We start from the raw sequence: 15,331 nt of genomic DNA on the forward strand, positions 1-15,331 counted from the left end.
CTATTGCAGATCGCCAAAGGCCGCCTGCATCCGGCGCACCGCCGTTTCGACCCGCACCCGCGGCGTGGCGATGTTGAACCGCAGGAAGCTCTCACCGCCCTTGCCGAAGGTAGCGCCATGGTTGGGGGCGATCTGGGCGTCTTGCTGCACGCGGCGGATCACCTCGGCGGGGGCCATGCCGGTGTCGGCGAAATCGATCCATGTCAGATAGGTGGCCTCGAGCGACATCGGCTTGACCCCGGGGATCTGCGCCAGACCCTCCTCAAAGATCCGCCGGTTGCCATCGAGATAGGGCACCAGCGCATCGACCCATTCGGCCCCCTCGGGCGAATAGGCGGCCTCGGCCATCACCAGCCCGAAGGAATTGGGCGATTTGCCCATCGCCGCCAGATGCGCGGTCAGCCGCGCGCGCAGGGTCTCGTCGGGGACGATGACATTGCCGGTATGGCTGCCCGCGATGTTGAAGGTCTTGGTGGTCGCGGTCATCATGATGAGCCGGTCGAGGATCGTCTCATCGGCGAGCGGCATCGGGATATGGCTGTGACCCGGCATCACCAGATCGTGGTGGATCTCGTCCGAGATCAGCAAGAGATCGTGACGGCGGGCAAATTCCGCCACGCCGCGCAGCTCGTCGCGGGTCCAGACCCGGCCGCCGGGATTGTGCGGCGAGCACAGGATGAGCATCTTTTCGCGGCCCGTCATCTGCGCGTCCCAGGCGTCGAAATCCATCTCATAGCGCCCGTCGCGCCGCGCCAATTCGCATTCCACCACCTCGCGCCCGCCGGCCCGGATGACCCGCGCAAAGGCGTGATAGACCGGCGTCATCAGCACCACCCCATCGCCCGGCTCGGTCAGCGCGTCGAGACAGAAGGCCACGCCATTGACCAGCCCATGGGTGGTCAGGATCGCCTTGGGATCGACCGTCCAGCCATGGCGCGTCTGCATCCACCAGCAGATCGCCTCGCGATAGCTCTGATCCTCGCCGTAATAGCCGTAGACCCCGTGATCGAGCATGTTTTGCAGCGCGTCCTGCACCACCGAAGGCGGCCGGAAATCCATATCGGCCACCCACATTGCCAGACCGCTATCGGGGGACACACCATAGATCTTTTCCATACTGTCCCATTTGCTCGAATGGGTGTTGCGGCGGTCGATCAACTCGTCAAAATTCATGCGCTGGCTCCGTGTAACAGGCGGGGGGATTTGCGGCTGTGAAGCTAACGCTTTGCGGGGGAGGTGCAAGGGCGTTGCGAAGCCATGCATGATCGCTTAAGTGAAGCGCCATGAAACGCCCTATTCTGATCCATCCCGACCCGCGCCTGAAAAAGGTCTGTGCCCCGCTCGACGACATCAGCGACGCGGTGCGCGCGCTGGCCGAAGACATGCTCGAAACCATGTATGACGCGCCGGGCATTGGGTTGGCCGGGCCGCAGATCGGCGTCATGGACCGGATCATCGTGATGGATTGCGAGAAAGACGAAGGCGTCGATCCCGCGCCCCTCGTCATGGTGAACCCCGAGGTGATCGCCAGTTCAGACACGCTCAACACCTATGAGGAAGGCTGTCTCTCGATCCCCGATCAATTCGCCGAGGTGACGCGACCGAAAGAGGTCGAAGTGCGCTGGCTCGGGCTTGATGGCGAAGAGCATAGCCGCGGCTTTGACGGGCTCTGGGCCACCTGCGTGCAGCATGAGATCGACCATCTCGATGGCAAGCTTTTCATCGATTATCTCGGCACGATGAAGCGACAGCTCATCACCCGCAAGATGGTCAAGCTCAAGCGCGAATTGGCGCGGGCCTGAGCCATGCCGCGCCCCTGTATCCCCTGGCCCGACAAACGCCTGCGGACGCCGGCCGAGGATGTGGCCGCGATCACCGATGAGACCCGCGCCATTTGGGACGAGATGATCGCGGTGATGGAGGCGATGCCCGGGGTCGGGCTCGCCGCCGTGCAACTGGGCGAGATGCAGCGCCTCGCGGTGGTCGATGCCAGCTCTGAGCGCGGCCAGGCGGTGCGCATGGCCAATCCCGAGATCCTCCATGCCAGCACCCAGCTGCGCGAACATGAAGAGGCGAGCCCCAACCTGGCCGGCGTCTCGGCCAAGATCTCGCGCCCGCGGGCCGTCACTGTGCGGTTCCTGAACCAAGAGGGCGAGATCGAAGAGCGCGATTTCGTCGGGCTCTGGGCCACCTCGGTGCAGCACCAGATCGACCATCTCGCGGGGCGGATGTATTTCGACCGGCTGAGCAAGGTCAAACGCGATATGCTCTTGCGCCGGGCCCGCAAGCTGGGGGCCGGCTGATGCGGGTGGTGTTCATGGGCACGCCGGACTTCTCGGTACCGGTGCTGCAGGCGCTGCAGGACGCGCGCCACGAGATCGCCGCCGTCTATTGCCAGCCGCCGCGCCCGGCGGGCCGGGGCAAGAAGCTCCGCCCGAGCCCGGTGCAGGCCCGCGCCGAAGAGCTAGGCCTTTTGGTGCGCCATCCCGAGAGCCTCAAGAGCCCCGAGGCGCAGGACGAGTTTGCCGCGCTGGGGGCGGATGTGGCGGTGGTCGTGGCCTATGGGCTTCTCTTGCCGCGGGCCATTCTCGACGCGCCGGCCAAGGGCTGTCTCAACATCCATGCCTCGCTCTTGCCGCGCTGGCGCGGGGCCGCGCCCATCCACCGGGCGATTATGGCGGGCGACGCGGAAACCGGTATTTGCATCATGCAGATGGAAGAGGGGCTCGACACCGGGCCGGTCCTTCTGCGCCGCGCGACGCCGATCGGGCCGCGCGAGACCACCGGGCAATTGCATGACCGGCTGAGCGTCATGGGGGCCGATCTGATCATCGAGGCGCTGGGGCAGCTGGATGAGCTCACCCCCGAGCCACAACCCGAGGCAGGCGTCACCTATGCCGCCAAGATCGACAAGGCCGAGGCGCGGATCGACTGGGGCTGGCGCGCCGCCGAGGTGGACCGGACCATTCGCGGGCTGAGCCCCTTTCCGGGCGCCTGGGTCGAGGTCGCGGGCGAGCGGATCAAGCTTCTGGCCTCGGAACAGGCCGAGGGCTGTGGCGCGCCGGGCGAGGTGCTCGACGACGGGCTACGCGTGGCCTGCGGTCAGGGGGCGGTGCGGCTTTTGCGCTTGCAACGGGCCGGGCGCGGGGCGCAGGATGCGCCGGAATTCCTGCGCGGCCTAGCCTTGCCGCGCGGCAGCCGTCTGGGCTGATCCAGACCTAGAAAAGGACAGGCCCATGTTTCCCATGTTGATCGGAACGGTGGTGATTGCGGGCATTGTCGGCTATCTCAGCGAGAAATCCGGCTTTACTCGCAATGGCATCGTGCAGAGCATCATCATCTGCGTGGGCGGGGCGTTTCTGTTTTACTTCGTGCGGATCATGTTCGGCATCCGCTTTGGCGCGCCGGGGGTGGATGCGATCCTGTCCTCAGTGGGCGCGCTGATCATCGTGCCGACCCATTGGCGGGGCCGCGGCAAACGCTGATCCGGCGCTCTTTCTGGTTTCAAATACCCAAAATCCCCGGCCTGCCTACTGGCGTGGCGGGCGCGAGCGATAGACCGGGATGCGCCAGCCAAAGACCATCGACCCCGCGCGCAGCGCCAGCGTGGTGAGCGCGGCCGCGCCCAACGCCAAAAGCCCATCGGCCATATGCTCGGTCAAGAGCGCCGCCACCAGCGCCCCGGCAAAGGCCGCGGTCACATAGAGCTCGCCCTGTTTGAGCACCAGGGGCACTTCGCCCACCACCACATCGCGCATCAGACCGCCGAGACAGCCGGTGGCCATGCCCATCAGCACCACCACCACGGTCGACTGCCCCAGTTCGAGCGCGAGACCCGCCCCGGCCGGGACCGCCACGGCAAGCGCGAAGGCGTCGAGCCACAACAGCCAGCGATAGCGGCTTTCCACCAGATGCGCGGTGAAGAAGATCAGCACCGCCGCCGCGCAGGCGATGAGGATATAGGTCGGGTTGGCGATCCAGAAGATCGGGTTGCGGTCCAGAAGCAGGTCGCGCAGCGTGCCGCCGCCAACCCCGGTGAGCGCCGCGAGAAAGGCAAAGCCCACGATGTCGAGCTGGGCGCGGCTCGCCACCAGCGCGCCGGTCAGGGCAAAGATCGCCACCGAGCCGTAATCCAGAAGCGCCAGCGCCGTCATTTGGCGGCTTTCGGTTTGTAGGGCGCCATGCCCTCGCGGGCGAGCTCATCCGCGCGTTCGTTCTCGGGGTGGCCGGCATGGCCCTTGACCCATTCCCAGGTGACCCTGTGCCGGGCCTGCGCCGCGTCGAGACGCTGCCAGAGCTCGACGTTCTTCACGGGTTTCTTGGCCGAGGTTTTCCAGCCGTTCTTCTTCCAGCCGAAGATCCAGCCGGTGACCCCGTTCTTGACGTATTGGCTGTCGGTGACGATGGTGATGGTGCTCGGCTTTTCCAGCGTCTCAAGCGCGGTGATGGCGGCCATGAGCTCCATCTGGTTGTTGGTGGTCAGCGCCTCGCCGCCGCTCAGCTCGCGCTGTTTGATCACCTCTGTGCCGCGCTTGGCCTGCATCAGCACGCCCCAGCCGCCCGGGCCGGGATTGCCGGAACAGGCGCCATCGGTATAGGCCACGAGATCAACCATGGGCGGTCACGATCACGAATGTGTCGGCGGCGCCGGGCCGGTCGTGGCGGTTGCCCCGGCGGCTGCGGAGGGCGGTAAAGCCTGCGGCTTGGGTCAGGTCGGTCAAATCGGCCTCGCTGTAGTAAGTGACATAGCGCCCGAGGGCGTCGCGGCCTGCGTCATGGCCCAGTTTCATGCCGAGATGCAACATGCCTTTGGGGCGAAGCGCGCGGTGAATGCGCCGGAGCGCCTCGGGCAGGGCGGGGCGGGGCAAGTGCAGCAAGCTGAAATTGGCCCAGATCCCGTCATAGGCGGCCCGCGCCTCGAGCTCTTCTGCGCCCATCTCCATCACGGCAATTCCGGTGCGGGCGCGGGTCAGCGCGGCCATCTCGGGGCAGGGGTCACAGGCGCTGACCTCATGGCCCATCTGCGCGAAATGCGCGGCCCAAGTGCCGGGGCCACAGCCGAGATCAAGCAGCCGCGCACGCGGCGGCAGCGGCGCGAGAAAGGCCGCGATGTCGGGGCTGTAATCGGGCTCTGGGGCCAGGGGCGTGCCCTGCGCATAGTCGCGAGCGGCGCGGGCATAGACGGCCAGTGTCGCCGCGTCAGCCATGGGCCGCGATGGTGACCCAAGGTGCGACGGTTCCGTCGAGCCCGGTGTCCTTGCCCCGGCGCGAGGCGGTGGGGGTAAGGCCCGCTGCGCGCAAAAGGCCAGAGAGCTCGTCCTCGGTGTAATAGGTATAGCGCCGGCCCAGCGCGTCGCGGGCCTCACCCTGGCCAGTCTTCATGCCGATATGAAAGAGCCCGCCGGGGCGCAGGGCGCGGCGCAGCGCCGCCAGATGGCGCGGCATCTCGGCTCGCGGCGCGTGGAGCAGCGAGAAATTGGCCCAGATCGCGTCATAGGCCGCGACCTCGTCGATGTCGTCAAAGGTGGCGAGCCGGGCGGTGACGCCGGGATGTGCGCCGGCCAGCTTGACCATCTCGGGCGAGGCGTCGGTGGCGGTGACGCGGTGGCCGGCGGCGGCCATATGGGCGGCGGCGGCGCCCGGGCCGCAGCCCAGATCGAGCACATCAGAGCCTGCGGGCAGCGCCTTGAGGAACCGGGCGAGATCGGGGTCGATTTTGCTGCGGGCGGTCAGGTCGCGGTATTCGGCGGCCTTGCGGTCATAGACCGAGAGGGTTTCGGCATCGGGGCCGGTGCTCTGGTCCGGGTCGCTCATGCCGGTTCGCGCAGCACGCGGGGCACTTTGAAATGCACGCTTTCCTTGGCGGTCTCCACCTGTTCGATGGTCACGTCATAGCGGGCCTGAAGGGCGGCGATCACCTCATCCACCAGCACCTCGGGGGCCGAGGCCCCGGCAGTCACGCCGATGGAGGCGATGCCGTCCAGCGCCCGCCAGTCGATGTCATCGGCGCGTTGCACGAGCTGCGAATAGGCGCAGCCGGATTTTGCACCGACCTCGACCAGACGCCGCGAGTTCGAGGAATTGGGCGCGCCCACCACGAGCATCGCCTGCGCATGGGCGGCGATGGCCTTGACCGCCTCTTGGCGGTTGGTGGTGGCGTAGCAGATGTCTTCTTTATGGGGGCCTTGGATCGCCGGGAAACGCGCCTGCAGCGCGGCGACGATACCGGCGGTGTCATCGACCGAGAGCGTGGTCTGGGTGACATAGGCAAGTTTCTCGGGGTCGGTGACCGGCACTTTGGCCACGTCATCGACCGTCTCGACCAAAAGCACCGCGCCCTCGGGGAGCTGACCCATGGTGCCGATGGTTTCGGGGTGGCCGGCATGGCCGATCATGATGATCTGCAGCCCGTTCTCATGATGGCGCTCGGCCTCGATATGGACCTTGGAGACCAGCGGGCAGGTGGCGTCGACATAGATCATTTCGCGCCGCGCCGCCTCGGCGGGGACGGATTTCGGCACGCCATGCGCCGAGAAGATCACCGGACGGTCGTCGGGGCAATCCTCGAGCTCTTCGACAAAGACCGCGCCCTTGGCCCGCAGATCGTCCACCACATATTTATTGTGCACGATCTCGTGGCGCACATAGACCGGTGCCCCCCATTTCTCGAGCGCGATCTCGACGATCTTGATGGCGCGGTCGACACCGGCGCAAAAGCCGCGCGGCGCGGCGAGATAGAGGGTAAGGGGCGGTTTGGTCATGGTCTCTCCTGCTTGGGCAGAGAGGTAAGGGCTTGGCGCCAGTCTGTCCAGAGGGGGCGGTCTGTCCAGAGGGGCCGGGCCTAAGGCGGTCCCGCGCGCAGTGCCTCGCCGGAGCGGGGGGACGGGGCAGGAGAGGCAGAGACGGCAGATGTGAAACGGGGCGCTGGATGCGCCCCGTTCAGATCTTATTCGCTGCGGTCGGCGGGGCCGCGCGGGCCGTCGCCATCAGTGTCGCGCGGCGGGCGCCCGATCACGTCCTTGAGATCGTCGAGCTCGATGAAATTATCGGCCTGACGACGCAGCTCGTCGGAGATCATCGGGGGCTGGCTACGGATCGTGGACACGACCGAGACGCGCACGCCTTGACGTTGCAGGCTCTCGACGAGAGGGCGGAAATCGCCATCGCCAGAGAACAGAACGATATGGTCCACATGCGGGGCCAGCTCCATGGCGTCGACGGCAAGTTCGATATCCATGTTGCCCTTGACCTTACGTCGACCCTGGCTGTCGGTGTATTCCTTGGCCGGTTTGGTGACCATGGAAAACCCGTTGTAATGCAGCCAGTCGACCAGCGGTCGAATTGGCGAATACTCGTCATTTTCCAGCAGGGCGGTGTAGTAAAACGCGCGCAACAGCTTGCCACGGCGCATAAACTCGGAACGCAGTAGTTTGTAATCGATGTCGAAACCCAACGCCTTGCCTGCGGCGTATAGGTTGGACCCATCGATGAACAGCGCGAGCCGTTCGTCCTTGTAAAACATCAAAAATTCCTTTCGAATGGTCGAAAACCGGTGTTGATGCCCCTTGGTTTGAGAGTGGATTTCAGGGCTCCGGTTTAGCGCACCAACTTAACTATAGGCCATGGCGCGGTAAAGAGTAGCATTGGGTTTCCTAAAGAAAGTACAGGATATTGGATAAAAAACTACAATCCTCTACAGGAGCCACTTCGGCAGCCCTTTCTGGGGCCTCTTCGGTCGCCTCTTCTGCGGCCTCTTGCCTGGTGGCTTTGGGGGGTAATCTCTCGTCGTCGGTCGGACCCCCGCAAGAGACCCTGTCGGCGGCGCTTGAGCAGCTCGAGGCGCTGGGCCTGCGGGTGGCGGCGGTGAGCCGGTTCTATCGCACGCCGTGTTTTCCGGCCGGGGCGGGGCCCGATTACGTCAATGCGGCCGCCGCGCTCGAGACCGGTCTGGGGGCCGAGGAGATCTTGGCCAAGCTGCATCAGGTCGAGGCAGAGTTTGGCCGTGAGCGCGAGACGCGGTGGGGGCGGCGGACGCTCGATCTCGATCTCGTGGCGCGCGGCAATGAGGTGCTGCCCAATCGCGAGCGGTATCTACATTGGCAGGCTCTGTCGCCCGATCTGCAGGCGCAGGCGGCGCCCGATGAGCTCATCCTGCCGCATCCGCGCATTCAGGATCGGGGCTTTGTTCTGGTGCCGCTTTTGGACGTGGCGCCGGGCTGGGTGCATCCGGTCCTTGGGCTCAGCGTGCGGGAGATGGTAGAACGCCTGCCGCAGGCGGCGCGCGACGAGGTGGTGCCGCTATGATTCGGTGCTTGTAAATCCCCCGGCGAGGGCGTAAATAGCACGTTCCGATAGCCCCTTTGACTTTGGAGGTCGTATGGCCCGCGTTACGACAGAAGATTGCGTTGACAAGGTTCCGAACCGGTTTGACCTGGTGATGCTCGCCGCCCATCGGGCGCGCGAAATCTCGGCCGGCTCGCCGCTGACCGTGGACCGTGACAACGACAAGAACCCGGTCGTGGCCCTGCGCGAGATCGCCGATGAGACGCAAAGCGCCGAAGAGCTGCGCGAGCGTCTGATCGAATCGAACCAGACCGAGATCGAGGTTGACGAGCCGGAAGAAGATTCCATGGCTCTGCTGATGGGCGGTGAGGCAGACAAGCCGCAAGAGGATGACATGTCCGAAGAGAAACTGCTTCGGGCTCTGATGGAAGCTCAAGGCCAAGGCTGATCCAGCCTTGGGGCTGTGCAGGGTGACAGGTAGATGATTCCCGTTGAAGACCTGATCACCCTGATTCACGCCTACAACCCAAAATCCGACGAAAAGCTTATCCGCGCGGCCTATGAATACGGCCGCGCGATGCATGAGGGCCAGTTCCGCCATTCCGGCGAGCCCTATTTCAGCCACCCGGTCGCGGTGGCGGCGATCCTGGCGAGCCAGCGGCTCGATGATGCGACGATCATCACCGCGCTGTTGCATGACACGATCGAGGACACCCGCGCCTCTTACAGCTCTATCGAGGAACAGTTCGGCCGCCATATCGCCGATCTGGTGGATGGGGTGACCAAGCTCACCAATCTGCAACTCGCCAGTTCCGAGACCAAACAGGCCGAGAATTTCCGCAAGCTGTTCATGGCGATGTCCAAGGACATGCGGGTGATCCTCGTCAAGCTCGCCGACCGGCTGCACAATATGCGCACGATCAAGGCGATGCGGGCCGAGAAGCAGCTGCAAAAAGCGCGCGAGACGATGGATATCTTTGCGCCGCTGGCCGGGCGCATGGGGATGCAATGGATGCGCGAAGAGCTGGAGGATCTGGCCTTTCGCGTGATCAACCCCGAGGCGCGGGCGTCGATCATGCGGCGGTTCATCACGCTGCAGAAGGAATCGGGCGATGTGATCGAGCGGATCACCGGCGACATGCGCCATGAGCTCGACACCGCGGGGATCGAGGCCGAGGTCTTTGGGCGCGCCAAGAAACCCTATTCGATCTGGCGCAAGATGCGCGAGAAGGAGATCGGGTTTTCGCGGCTGAGCGACATCTATGGCTTTCGCGTGATCACCACGAACGAGCCGGATTGCTACGGTGTGCTGGGCGCGATCCATCAGCGTTGGCGGGCGGTGCCGGGGCGGTTCAAGGATTACATCAGCCAGCCCAAGTCGAACGGCTATCGCTCGATCCACACCACGGTGTCGGGGCGCGACGGCAAGCGGGTCGAGGTGCAGATCCGCACCCGGCAGATGCATGACGTGGCCGAAAGCGGCGTGGCGGCGCATTGGTCCTATCGCGACGGGGTGCGCAGCGAGAACCCCTTTGCCGTCGATCCGGCGAAATGGATCAGCTCGCTCACTGAACAGTTCGATGCCGAGGAAGATCACGAGGATTTCCTCGAGGCGGTCAAGCTCGAGATGTATGCGGACAAGGTGTTCTGCTTTACCCCCAAGGGCGATGTGGTGAAGCTGCCGCGGGGCGCGACGCCCATTGATTTCGCCTATGCGATCCACACAAGGATCGGCAATGCCTGTGTCGGCGCCAAGATCGACGGGATGCGGGTGCCGCTCTGGACCCGGATCAAGAACGGGCAATCGGTCGATGTTATCACCGCCGATGGCCAGATGCCGCAGGCCACATGGCTCGACATTGCGAGCACCGGCAAGGCGAAATCCGCCATTCGCCGGGCGCTGCGGGCGCAGGACCGGGACCGGTTCATCAAGCTCGGGCGCGAGCTTGCCCGGGCGGCGTTCGAACATGTCGGCAAGAAGGCCACCGACAAGGCGCTCGAAACCGCGGCGCGGCGGCTGCGGCTTGGCGATGTGGACACGCTTTTGGCGCGGTTGGGCAGTGCCGAGCTTTCGGCGCGGGCGGTGCTCAACACGGTCTACCCAGAGCTGGTGCAGCGCGATGGCGATGAGATTGGCCGCGATCTGGCGGTGATCGGGCTCAGCGCCGGGCAGCAGTTCGAGCGCGCCCGCTGTTGCCAGCCGCTGCCCGGTGAACGGATCATCGGCATCACCTATCGCGGCAAGGGCGTGGTGGTGCATACGATCGACTGCGAGGCGCTGGTCGCCTTCGAAGAACAGCCCGACCGCTGGCTCGACCTGCATTGGCAGGAGGGCACGCACCCGGCGATCTATGACGTGGCCATTGATGTGACCATCGGCAATGACGCGGGCGTGTTGGGCCATGTTTGCACCTTGATCGGCGAGCTGAAGGCCAATATCTCGAACCTGACGATCTTTGACCGCAAACCGGATTTCTATCGGATGCTCGTCGATGTGGAAATGCGCGACGCCGAGCATTTGCATAGTTTGATCAGTGCACTAGAAGCCGAAAGTGATGTGGCGGCGGTGGAACGTCATCGGGATGTGACGCAGGCAGGCGGCCTGGGTCTGGAACGCCAGGAGCCTTCGGTTGGTCTTCAAACGGAGAAATAAGCAGAGCCTCTTGCAAAAGCTCGGCGGGCTGGTCTGGCCGCGCGGGGGCTGGGGCCGCGCGATCCGTTACATCAACCACCGCCTGCGCCGTCTGCCCGACCCGCCGCATCGCATCGCGCGTGGCATTTTCGCGGGCGTTCTGGTGACATTCACGCCGTTTTTCGGGCTGCATTTCTTTCTCGCGGCGATTGTTGCCTGGCTGATCCGCGGCAATCTCATCGCGGCGCTGCTGGCGACCTTTGTGGGCAACCCGCCGACCTTTATCATCATTGCCGCCGTGTCGCTCGAGACCGGGCATTTCATCCTCGGCCGTCCGCCCCCCGGCGAGGTCGACGAGGGCATGTTTCAGCTTTTCTGGCATGCGACGCGAAGCCTTTTTCACAATATCTACGTGCTCTTTGCCGGGGGCGAGGTCTATTGGGCGCCCTTGCTGCATTTCTATCATGAGGTGTTTCTGCCCTATCTGGTGGGCGGCATCATCCCCGGTACCGTCTGCGCCTTGGCGGCCTATTATTTCTCGCTGCCGGTGATCCAGGCCTATCAGAACCGCCGCAAGGGGCGGATCAAGGCCAAGCTCGCCGAGCTCAAGGAAAAGGCGGCCGCGAAGAAGGCCGAGAAGGCGGCGCGGCCCGAGGCCAGCGCGGCCCGGATGGACCGCCCGGCCGACAAGCGCGATTGAGCGGGCAGAGCGGTCTGTAACATCCTGCGAGGGGTACAATTTCGCGATTCAGTATGCCGGGGAAACCCGTTAGGCTGCGCCCGACTCGTTGCTGCCGGAGGGATGACATGCAAGCCGACAACCATCTGCGCCTGGGCGTGAATATCGACCATGTGGCCACCATCCGCAACGCGCGCGGCGGCGCCTATCCCGATCCGGTGCGGGCGGCGAAACTGGCCGAAGAGGCCGGGGCCGATGGCATCACGGCGCATCTGCGCGAGGACCGGCGGCATATTCTCGACGCCGATATCGATGGGCTGATGGAGGCGCTGACCGTGCCGCTCAATTTCGAGATGGCGGCGACGGATGAGATGCAGGCGATTGCCTTGCGCCACAAACCCCATGCGGTCTGCATCGTGCCGGAAAAGCGCGAGGAACGGACCACTGAAGGCGGGCTCGAAGTGGCGCGTGAGGAAAACAAGCTCGCCCATTTCATCGCGCCGCTGCGCGAGGCGGGCTGTCGGGTGTCGATTTTCATCGCCGCCGACCGGGCCCAGATCGAGGCCGCGCATCGTATCGGCGCCGAGGTGATCGAGCTGCACACCGGGGCCTATTGCGACTATCACGCCGAGGGCGATTTTGCCGCCCGCGACCGCGAATTGGTGGCGCTGACCGAGATGGCGACATTCGCCCATTCTCTCGGTCTCGAAGTGCATGCGGGCCATGGCATCACCTATGACACGGTGGCGCCGATTGCCGCGCTGCCGGAGGTGCGCGAGCTCAACATCGGGCATTTCCTCATCGGCGAGGCGATCTTTCGCGGGCTGACCCCGGCGATTGCCGAAATGCGCGCCGCGATGGATGCGGCGCGGGGCTGAACTCATGTCGCGCCTTAGGTCTATTCTGGGGGCCTTCTTTGCCTTGATGCGTTTATTGATGAAGCCAGTACTCTCGTTGGTATTGGTCGCGTCGCTCGCGCTGAACATTCTAATCTTCACCGTCTCTGGTGCTTTCTCGACTGTGACAGCGACGCTTTCTAGCATCGGTATTTCGACTGCAGCGGTAAGGGATACATCCAACGAAATGAAGCGGCGGGAAGCACGCAAGAAGATTGGGCGTGAAACTGCCAAGAAGGTTAAACGGCGGGTGCAAAAGGGGGCTGTAAGGAGTGTGTCCTCGGTCGCAGGAGAAGCTATACCTGTCGTCGGTGTTGCAGTGATAGCTGGCGCCTTATCGTTGGAAATCAAAGACGCGTGCGAGACAGCCGCCGATATGGCGGGGCTGGAGGCGGCCTACACTTCGGAGACTGATCCAGAGACGGCGCGAACGACGGCGGTTGATGCGTTTGATTGCCGGTCTATGCTGCGTGAAGAGATGCCCGATTTCCAGAGCCTGCCCAGCGCGAATGAAATCTGGGATATGGTCAAGCGTAGCCCGGGAGCGGCCTATGAGACAGCTATGGTTAGTGGCACGATTACTGGTGTTGCGGCATGGGCTGGTGATTTAGATCAGCACGGTGACGCGATTCTGGAGATCGCCACGAGCACGGCCAATTGGATGCGCGAAACGTCCTCGGAAGCTAATGACTGGGGAGCACAAACATTGGAAAGTTTGCTAGGGAACACCAGCCCAGAGGCTGAGGGCCGATGATCCTCGGCATCGGCACTGATCTGGCCAATATCGACCGTATCGCGGGCACGCTCGAGCGGTTCGGCGACCGGTTTCGCAATCGCGTCTTTACCGAGACCGAGCAGCGCAAGGCCGAGGCGCGGGCCGATACGGCGGGGACCTATGCGAAACGCTGGGCCGCCAAGGAGGCCTGTTCCAAGGCGCTTGGCACCGGGCTGCGCATGGGGATCGCGTGGAAGGACATGGCGGTCAGCAACCTGCGCACCGGCCAGCCGGTGATGGAGGTGACGGGCTGGGCCGCGGAGCGTCTGCGCGACATGACGCCGCCGGGCCATGAGGCGATCATTCACGTCACCCTGACCGATGATCACCCTTGGGCGCAGGCCTTTGTCGTCATCGAGGCGCGGCCCGTTGCCCCGGACGCCGCAGGGGCGGTTCCCACCGCTTGACTTAGCCCGCCTTGGCCCGCATGTAGCGCACAGGCAAGCAGGATCGGAGAGCAGCATGGCCGAAGATGCCAAGAAGGACGCCAAGAAAAAGGGCGGTATCTGGGAAACTGTCAAAACGGTGTTCTGGGCGCTGTTCATCGCGGGGATTTTCCGCACCGTGTTCTTTCAGCCCTTCTGGATCCCGTCGGGGTCGATGAAGGACACGCTGCTCGTCGGCGATTTTCTCTTCGTCAACAAGATGGCCTATGGCTATTCCTACGCCTCCTGTCCGACCATTCGCATCGGCGCGATCGGGCTCAATGTCGATGCCAAGGATATCTGTGGCTGGCTGGGCGATGATGACAGCCGTCTTCTCGGCTCCGAGCCGGAGCGCGGCGATATCGTGGTGTTCCGCCATCCTGTCACCGGCCTCGATTTCATCAAGCGGGTGATCGGCCTGCCGGGGGATACGGTGCAGGTCAAGGGCGGCGTGCTCTACCTCAATGGCGAGGAAGTGCCGCAGGAACCGGCCGGGACCTTTGTCGAAGAATACGAGCCGCAAGGGCCGCTCGGCTCGCGTCCGCGCTGTGAAAACGGCGCCGTGGGGCAGGGCGCCGATTGCCTCAAATCGCGCTTCCGCGAGACCCTGCCCGAGGGCCGCAGCTACAACATTCTCAACATCGCGACGCAGCGGTCGGACAACACCAATGTCTTTACCGTGCCGGAGGGGCATTTCTTCTTCCTCGGTGACAACCGCGACAACTCGACCGACTCGCGCTTTCCGCAGGCGGTGGGTGGCGTTGGCTTTGTCCCCTATGGCAATCTGATCGGCCGCGCCGGCTCTGTGACCTTCTCTTCCGGGGGGAGCTCGATGCTGCAGTTCTGGACCTGGCGCAAGGATCGGTTCTTCAAGGGGCTCGAGTGAAGCTATCGGCCGAGATAAAGGCCTTTGCCGCACGGCTGGGGCATGAGTTTCAGACGCCTGCGCTTCTGGTGCAGGCGCTGACCCATTCGTCGATGTCGACGCCCAATCGCGACGACAATCAGCGGCTCGAGTTTCTGGGCGACCGGGTGCTGGGGCTGGTGATGTCCGAGGCGCTGCTTGAGCATGACCGCAAGGCTGCCGAAGGCACGCTCGCGCCGCGGTTCAACGCGCTGGTGCGCAAGGAAACCTGTGCCGATGTGGCGCGGCAGATCGATCTGGGGGCGGTGCTCAAGCTGGGGCGGTCCGAGATGCTCTCGGGCGGGCGGCGCAAGCAGGCGCTTTTGGGCGATGCGATGGAGGCGGTGATCGCCGCCGTCTATCTCGATGCCGGGTTCGAGACGGCGCGCACCGTGGTGCTTGCCCTCTGGGGCGACCGGATCACCCGGGTCGAGGCGGATGCGCGCGACGCCAAGACCGCCTTGCAGGAATGGGCGCAGGCGCGGGGGCTCGCGCCGCCACGCTATGAGGAAGTGGCCCGTAGCGGCCCCGATCATGCGCCCGAGTTCACTATCGTGGCGCGGCTTGAGACCGGCGAAGAGGCGGCATCGAAGGCCGGATCGAAACGGCAGGCCGAACAGGCCGCGGCCAAGGCGCTCTTGTCCGAGGTCGATAAGGGCTGAGCCAGCCCGCCGCCTGTTGCGCGCAAAATCCCCCCGTAGCGTCGCGTCTGGTCATGGCGCGTCAATTGGAGTAGG

20 protein-coding genes are annotated in these 15,331 nt (G+C 64.4%); 13 read left to right on the plus strand and 7 right to left on the minus strand.

Going from position 1 to position 15,331, the window contains the following annotated elements; all coding sequences use genetic code 11:
- Positions 1-1,173: a MalY/PatB family protein gene (locus WA237_RS13330; protein WP_336098225.1), complete on the minus strand. Its 1,173-nt coding sequence runs from the start codon at positions 1,171-1,173 to the stop codon at positions 1-3.
- Between the two features lie 110 nt (positions 1,174-1,283).
- Between WA237_RS13330 and def (WA237_RS13335) the strand changes: the two genes are divergently transcribed.
- The 4 genes from def (WA237_RS13335) to WA237_RS13350 are packed head-to-tail and all read left to right on the plus strand — an operon-like array spanning position 1,284 to position 3,485.
- A complete protein-coding gene (def, locus tag WA237_RS13335) occupies positions 1,284-1,802 on the plus strand; it encodes a peptide deformylase (RefSeq protein ID WP_216016477.1) in 519 nt (172 codons plus the stop codon).
- A 3-nt stretch (positions 1,803-1,805) separates the two neighbouring features.
- The gene (gene def / locus WA237_RS13340) at positions 1,806-2,303 is read left to right on the plus strand and encodes a peptide deformylase (RefSeq protein ID WP_336098229.1); all 498 of its coding nucleotides are present in this window, start codon (positions 1,806-1,808) and stop codon (positions 2,301-2,303) included.
- Positions 2,303-3,211, plus strand: a complete 909-nt coding sequence (fmt, locus tag WA237_RS13345) for a methionyl-tRNA formyltransferase (protein ID WP_336098230.1) — start codon at positions 2,303-2,305, stop codon at positions 3,209-3,211. Before def (WA237_RS13340) ends, fmt begins: the two co-directional genes overlap by 1 nt.
- A 25-nt stretch (positions 3,212-3,236) precedes the next feature.
- Entirely contained in the window at positions 3,237-3,485 is a 249-nt protein-coding gene (locus WA237_RS13350) for a hypothetical protein (protein WP_040618090.1), read from the plus strand.
- Positions 3,486-3,530: 45 nt separating this feature from the next.
- Here the strand turns inward: WA237_RS13350 and WA237_RS13355 are convergent, their stop codons facing one another.
- From WA237_RS13355 to WA237_RS13380, 6 genes are all read right to left on the minus strand, one after another.
- Positions 3,531-4,154 (minus strand): trimeric intracellular cation channel family protein, encoded by a 624-nt coding sequence (locus WA237_RS13355; RefSeq protein WP_216016480.1) that lies wholly within the window; start codon positions 4,152-4,154, stop codon positions 3,531-3,533.
- Positions 4,151-4,615 carry a ribonuclease HI gene (gene rnhA, locus WA237_RS13360; RefSeq protein ID WP_336098232.1) on the minus strand — a complete coding sequence of 155 codons (465 nt, stop codon included), beginning with the start codon at positions 4,613-4,615 and terminating at the stop codon, positions 4,151-4,153. The genes WA237_RS13355 and rnhA overlap by 4 nt, the downstream gene beginning before the upstream one ends.
- On the minus strand, positions 4,608-5,207 hold the full coding sequence (locus tag WA237_RS13365) for a class I SAM-dependent methyltransferase (protein WP_336098235.1): 600 nt from the start codon (positions 5,205-5,207) through the stop codon (positions 4,608-4,610). Before WA237_RS13365 ends, rnhA begins: the two co-directional genes overlap by 8 nt.
- Positions 5,200-5,814: a class I SAM-dependent DNA methyltransferase gene (locus WA237_RS13370; protein ID WP_336098236.1), complete on the minus strand. Its 615-nt coding sequence runs from the start codon at positions 5,812-5,814 to the stop codon at positions 5,200-5,202. The genes WA237_RS13365 and WA237_RS13370 overlap by 8 nt, the downstream gene beginning before the upstream one ends.
- Positions 5,811-6,761, minus strand: a complete 951-nt coding sequence (gene ispH / locus WA237_RS13375; RefSeq protein ID WP_009814762.1) for a 4-hydroxy-3-methylbut-2-enyl diphosphate reductase — start codon at positions 6,759-6,761, stop codon at positions 5,811-5,813. Before ispH ends, WA237_RS13370 begins: the two co-directional genes overlap by 4 nt.
- 185 nt (positions 6,762-6,946) lie before the next feature.
- On the minus strand, positions 6,947-7,522 hold the full coding sequence (locus tag WA237_RS13380) for a LabA-like NYN domain-containing protein (protein WP_216016485.1): 576 nt from the start codon (positions 7,520-7,522) through the stop codon (positions 6,947-6,949).
- Between the two features lie 239 nt (positions 7,523-7,761).
- On the opposite strand from WA237_RS13380, the gene folK reads away from it, so the two are divergent.
- The 9 genes from folK to rnc all read left to right on the plus strand — a co-directional run bounded on the left by folK (position 7,762) and on the right by rnc (position 15,256).
- A complete protein-coding gene (folK, locus tag WA237_RS13385) occupies positions 7,762-8,304 on the plus strand; it encodes a 2-amino-4-hydroxy-6-hydroxymethyldihydropteridine diphosphokinase (protein WP_442970266.1) in 543 nt (180 codons plus the stop codon).
- A gap of 73 nt (positions 8,305-8,377) precedes the next feature.
- Positions 8,378-8,731 carry a DNA-directed RNA polymerase subunit omega gene (rpoZ, locus tag WA237_RS13390; RefSeq protein ID WP_009814765.1) on the plus strand — a complete coding sequence of 118 codons (354 nt, stop codon included), beginning with the start codon at positions 8,378-8,380 and terminating at the stop codon, positions 8,729-8,731.
- Positions 8,732-8,764: 33 nt separating this feature from the next.
- Positions 8,765-10,936, plus strand: coding sequence for a RelA/SpoT family protein (locus WA237_RS13395; protein WP_336098238.1), 2,172 nt, complete (start codon positions 8,765-8,767; stop codon positions 10,934-10,936).
- Positions 10,937-10,946: 10 nt separating this feature from the next.
- Complete coding sequence (locus tag WA237_RS13400; protein ID WP_336098239.1) at positions 10,947-11,615, plus strand: DUF2062 domain-containing protein; 669 nt, start codon at positions 10,947-10,949, stop codon at positions 11,613-11,615.
- A gap of 107 nt (positions 11,616-11,722) precedes the next feature.
- On the plus strand, positions 11,723-12,472 hold the full coding sequence (locus WA237_RS13405) for a pyridoxine 5'-phosphate synthase (RefSeq protein ID WP_336098240.1): 750 nt from the start codon (positions 11,723-11,725) through the stop codon (positions 12,470-12,472).
- 4 nt (positions 12,473-12,476) lie between these two features.
- The gene (locus WA237_RS13410; RefSeq protein ID WP_336098241.1) at positions 12,477-13,244 is read left to right on the plus strand and encodes a hypothetical protein; all 768 of its coding nucleotides are present in this window, start codon (positions 12,477-12,479) and stop codon (positions 13,242-13,244) included.
- Positions 13,241-13,672 (plus strand): holo-ACP synthase, encoded by a 432-nt coding sequence (acpS, locus tag WA237_RS13415; RefSeq protein ID WP_009814769.1) that lies wholly within the window; start codon positions 13,241-13,243, stop codon positions 13,670-13,672. The genes WA237_RS13410 and acpS overlap by 4 nt, the downstream gene beginning before the upstream one ends.
- Before the next feature lie 55 nt (positions 13,673-13,727).
- A complete protein-coding gene (lepB, locus tag WA237_RS13420; protein WP_009814770.1) occupies positions 13,728-14,576 on the plus strand; it encodes a signal peptidase I in 849 nt (282 codons plus the stop codon).
- The gene (gene rnc / locus WA237_RS13425; protein ID WP_009814771.1) at positions 14,573-15,256 is read left to right on the plus strand and encodes a ribonuclease III; all 684 of its coding nucleotides are present in this window, start codon (positions 14,573-14,575) and stop codon (positions 15,254-15,256) included. The genes lepB and rnc overlap by 4 nt, the downstream gene beginning before the upstream one ends.
- Positions 15,257-15,331: the final 75 nt, after the last annotated feature.

It is taken from the genome of Roseovarius sp. CH_XMU1461, assembly GCF_037027165.1.
Taxonomy (GTDB): domain Bacteria; phylum Pseudomonadota; class Alphaproteobacteria; order Rhodobacterales; family Rhodobacteraceae; genus Roseovarius; species Roseovarius nubinhibens.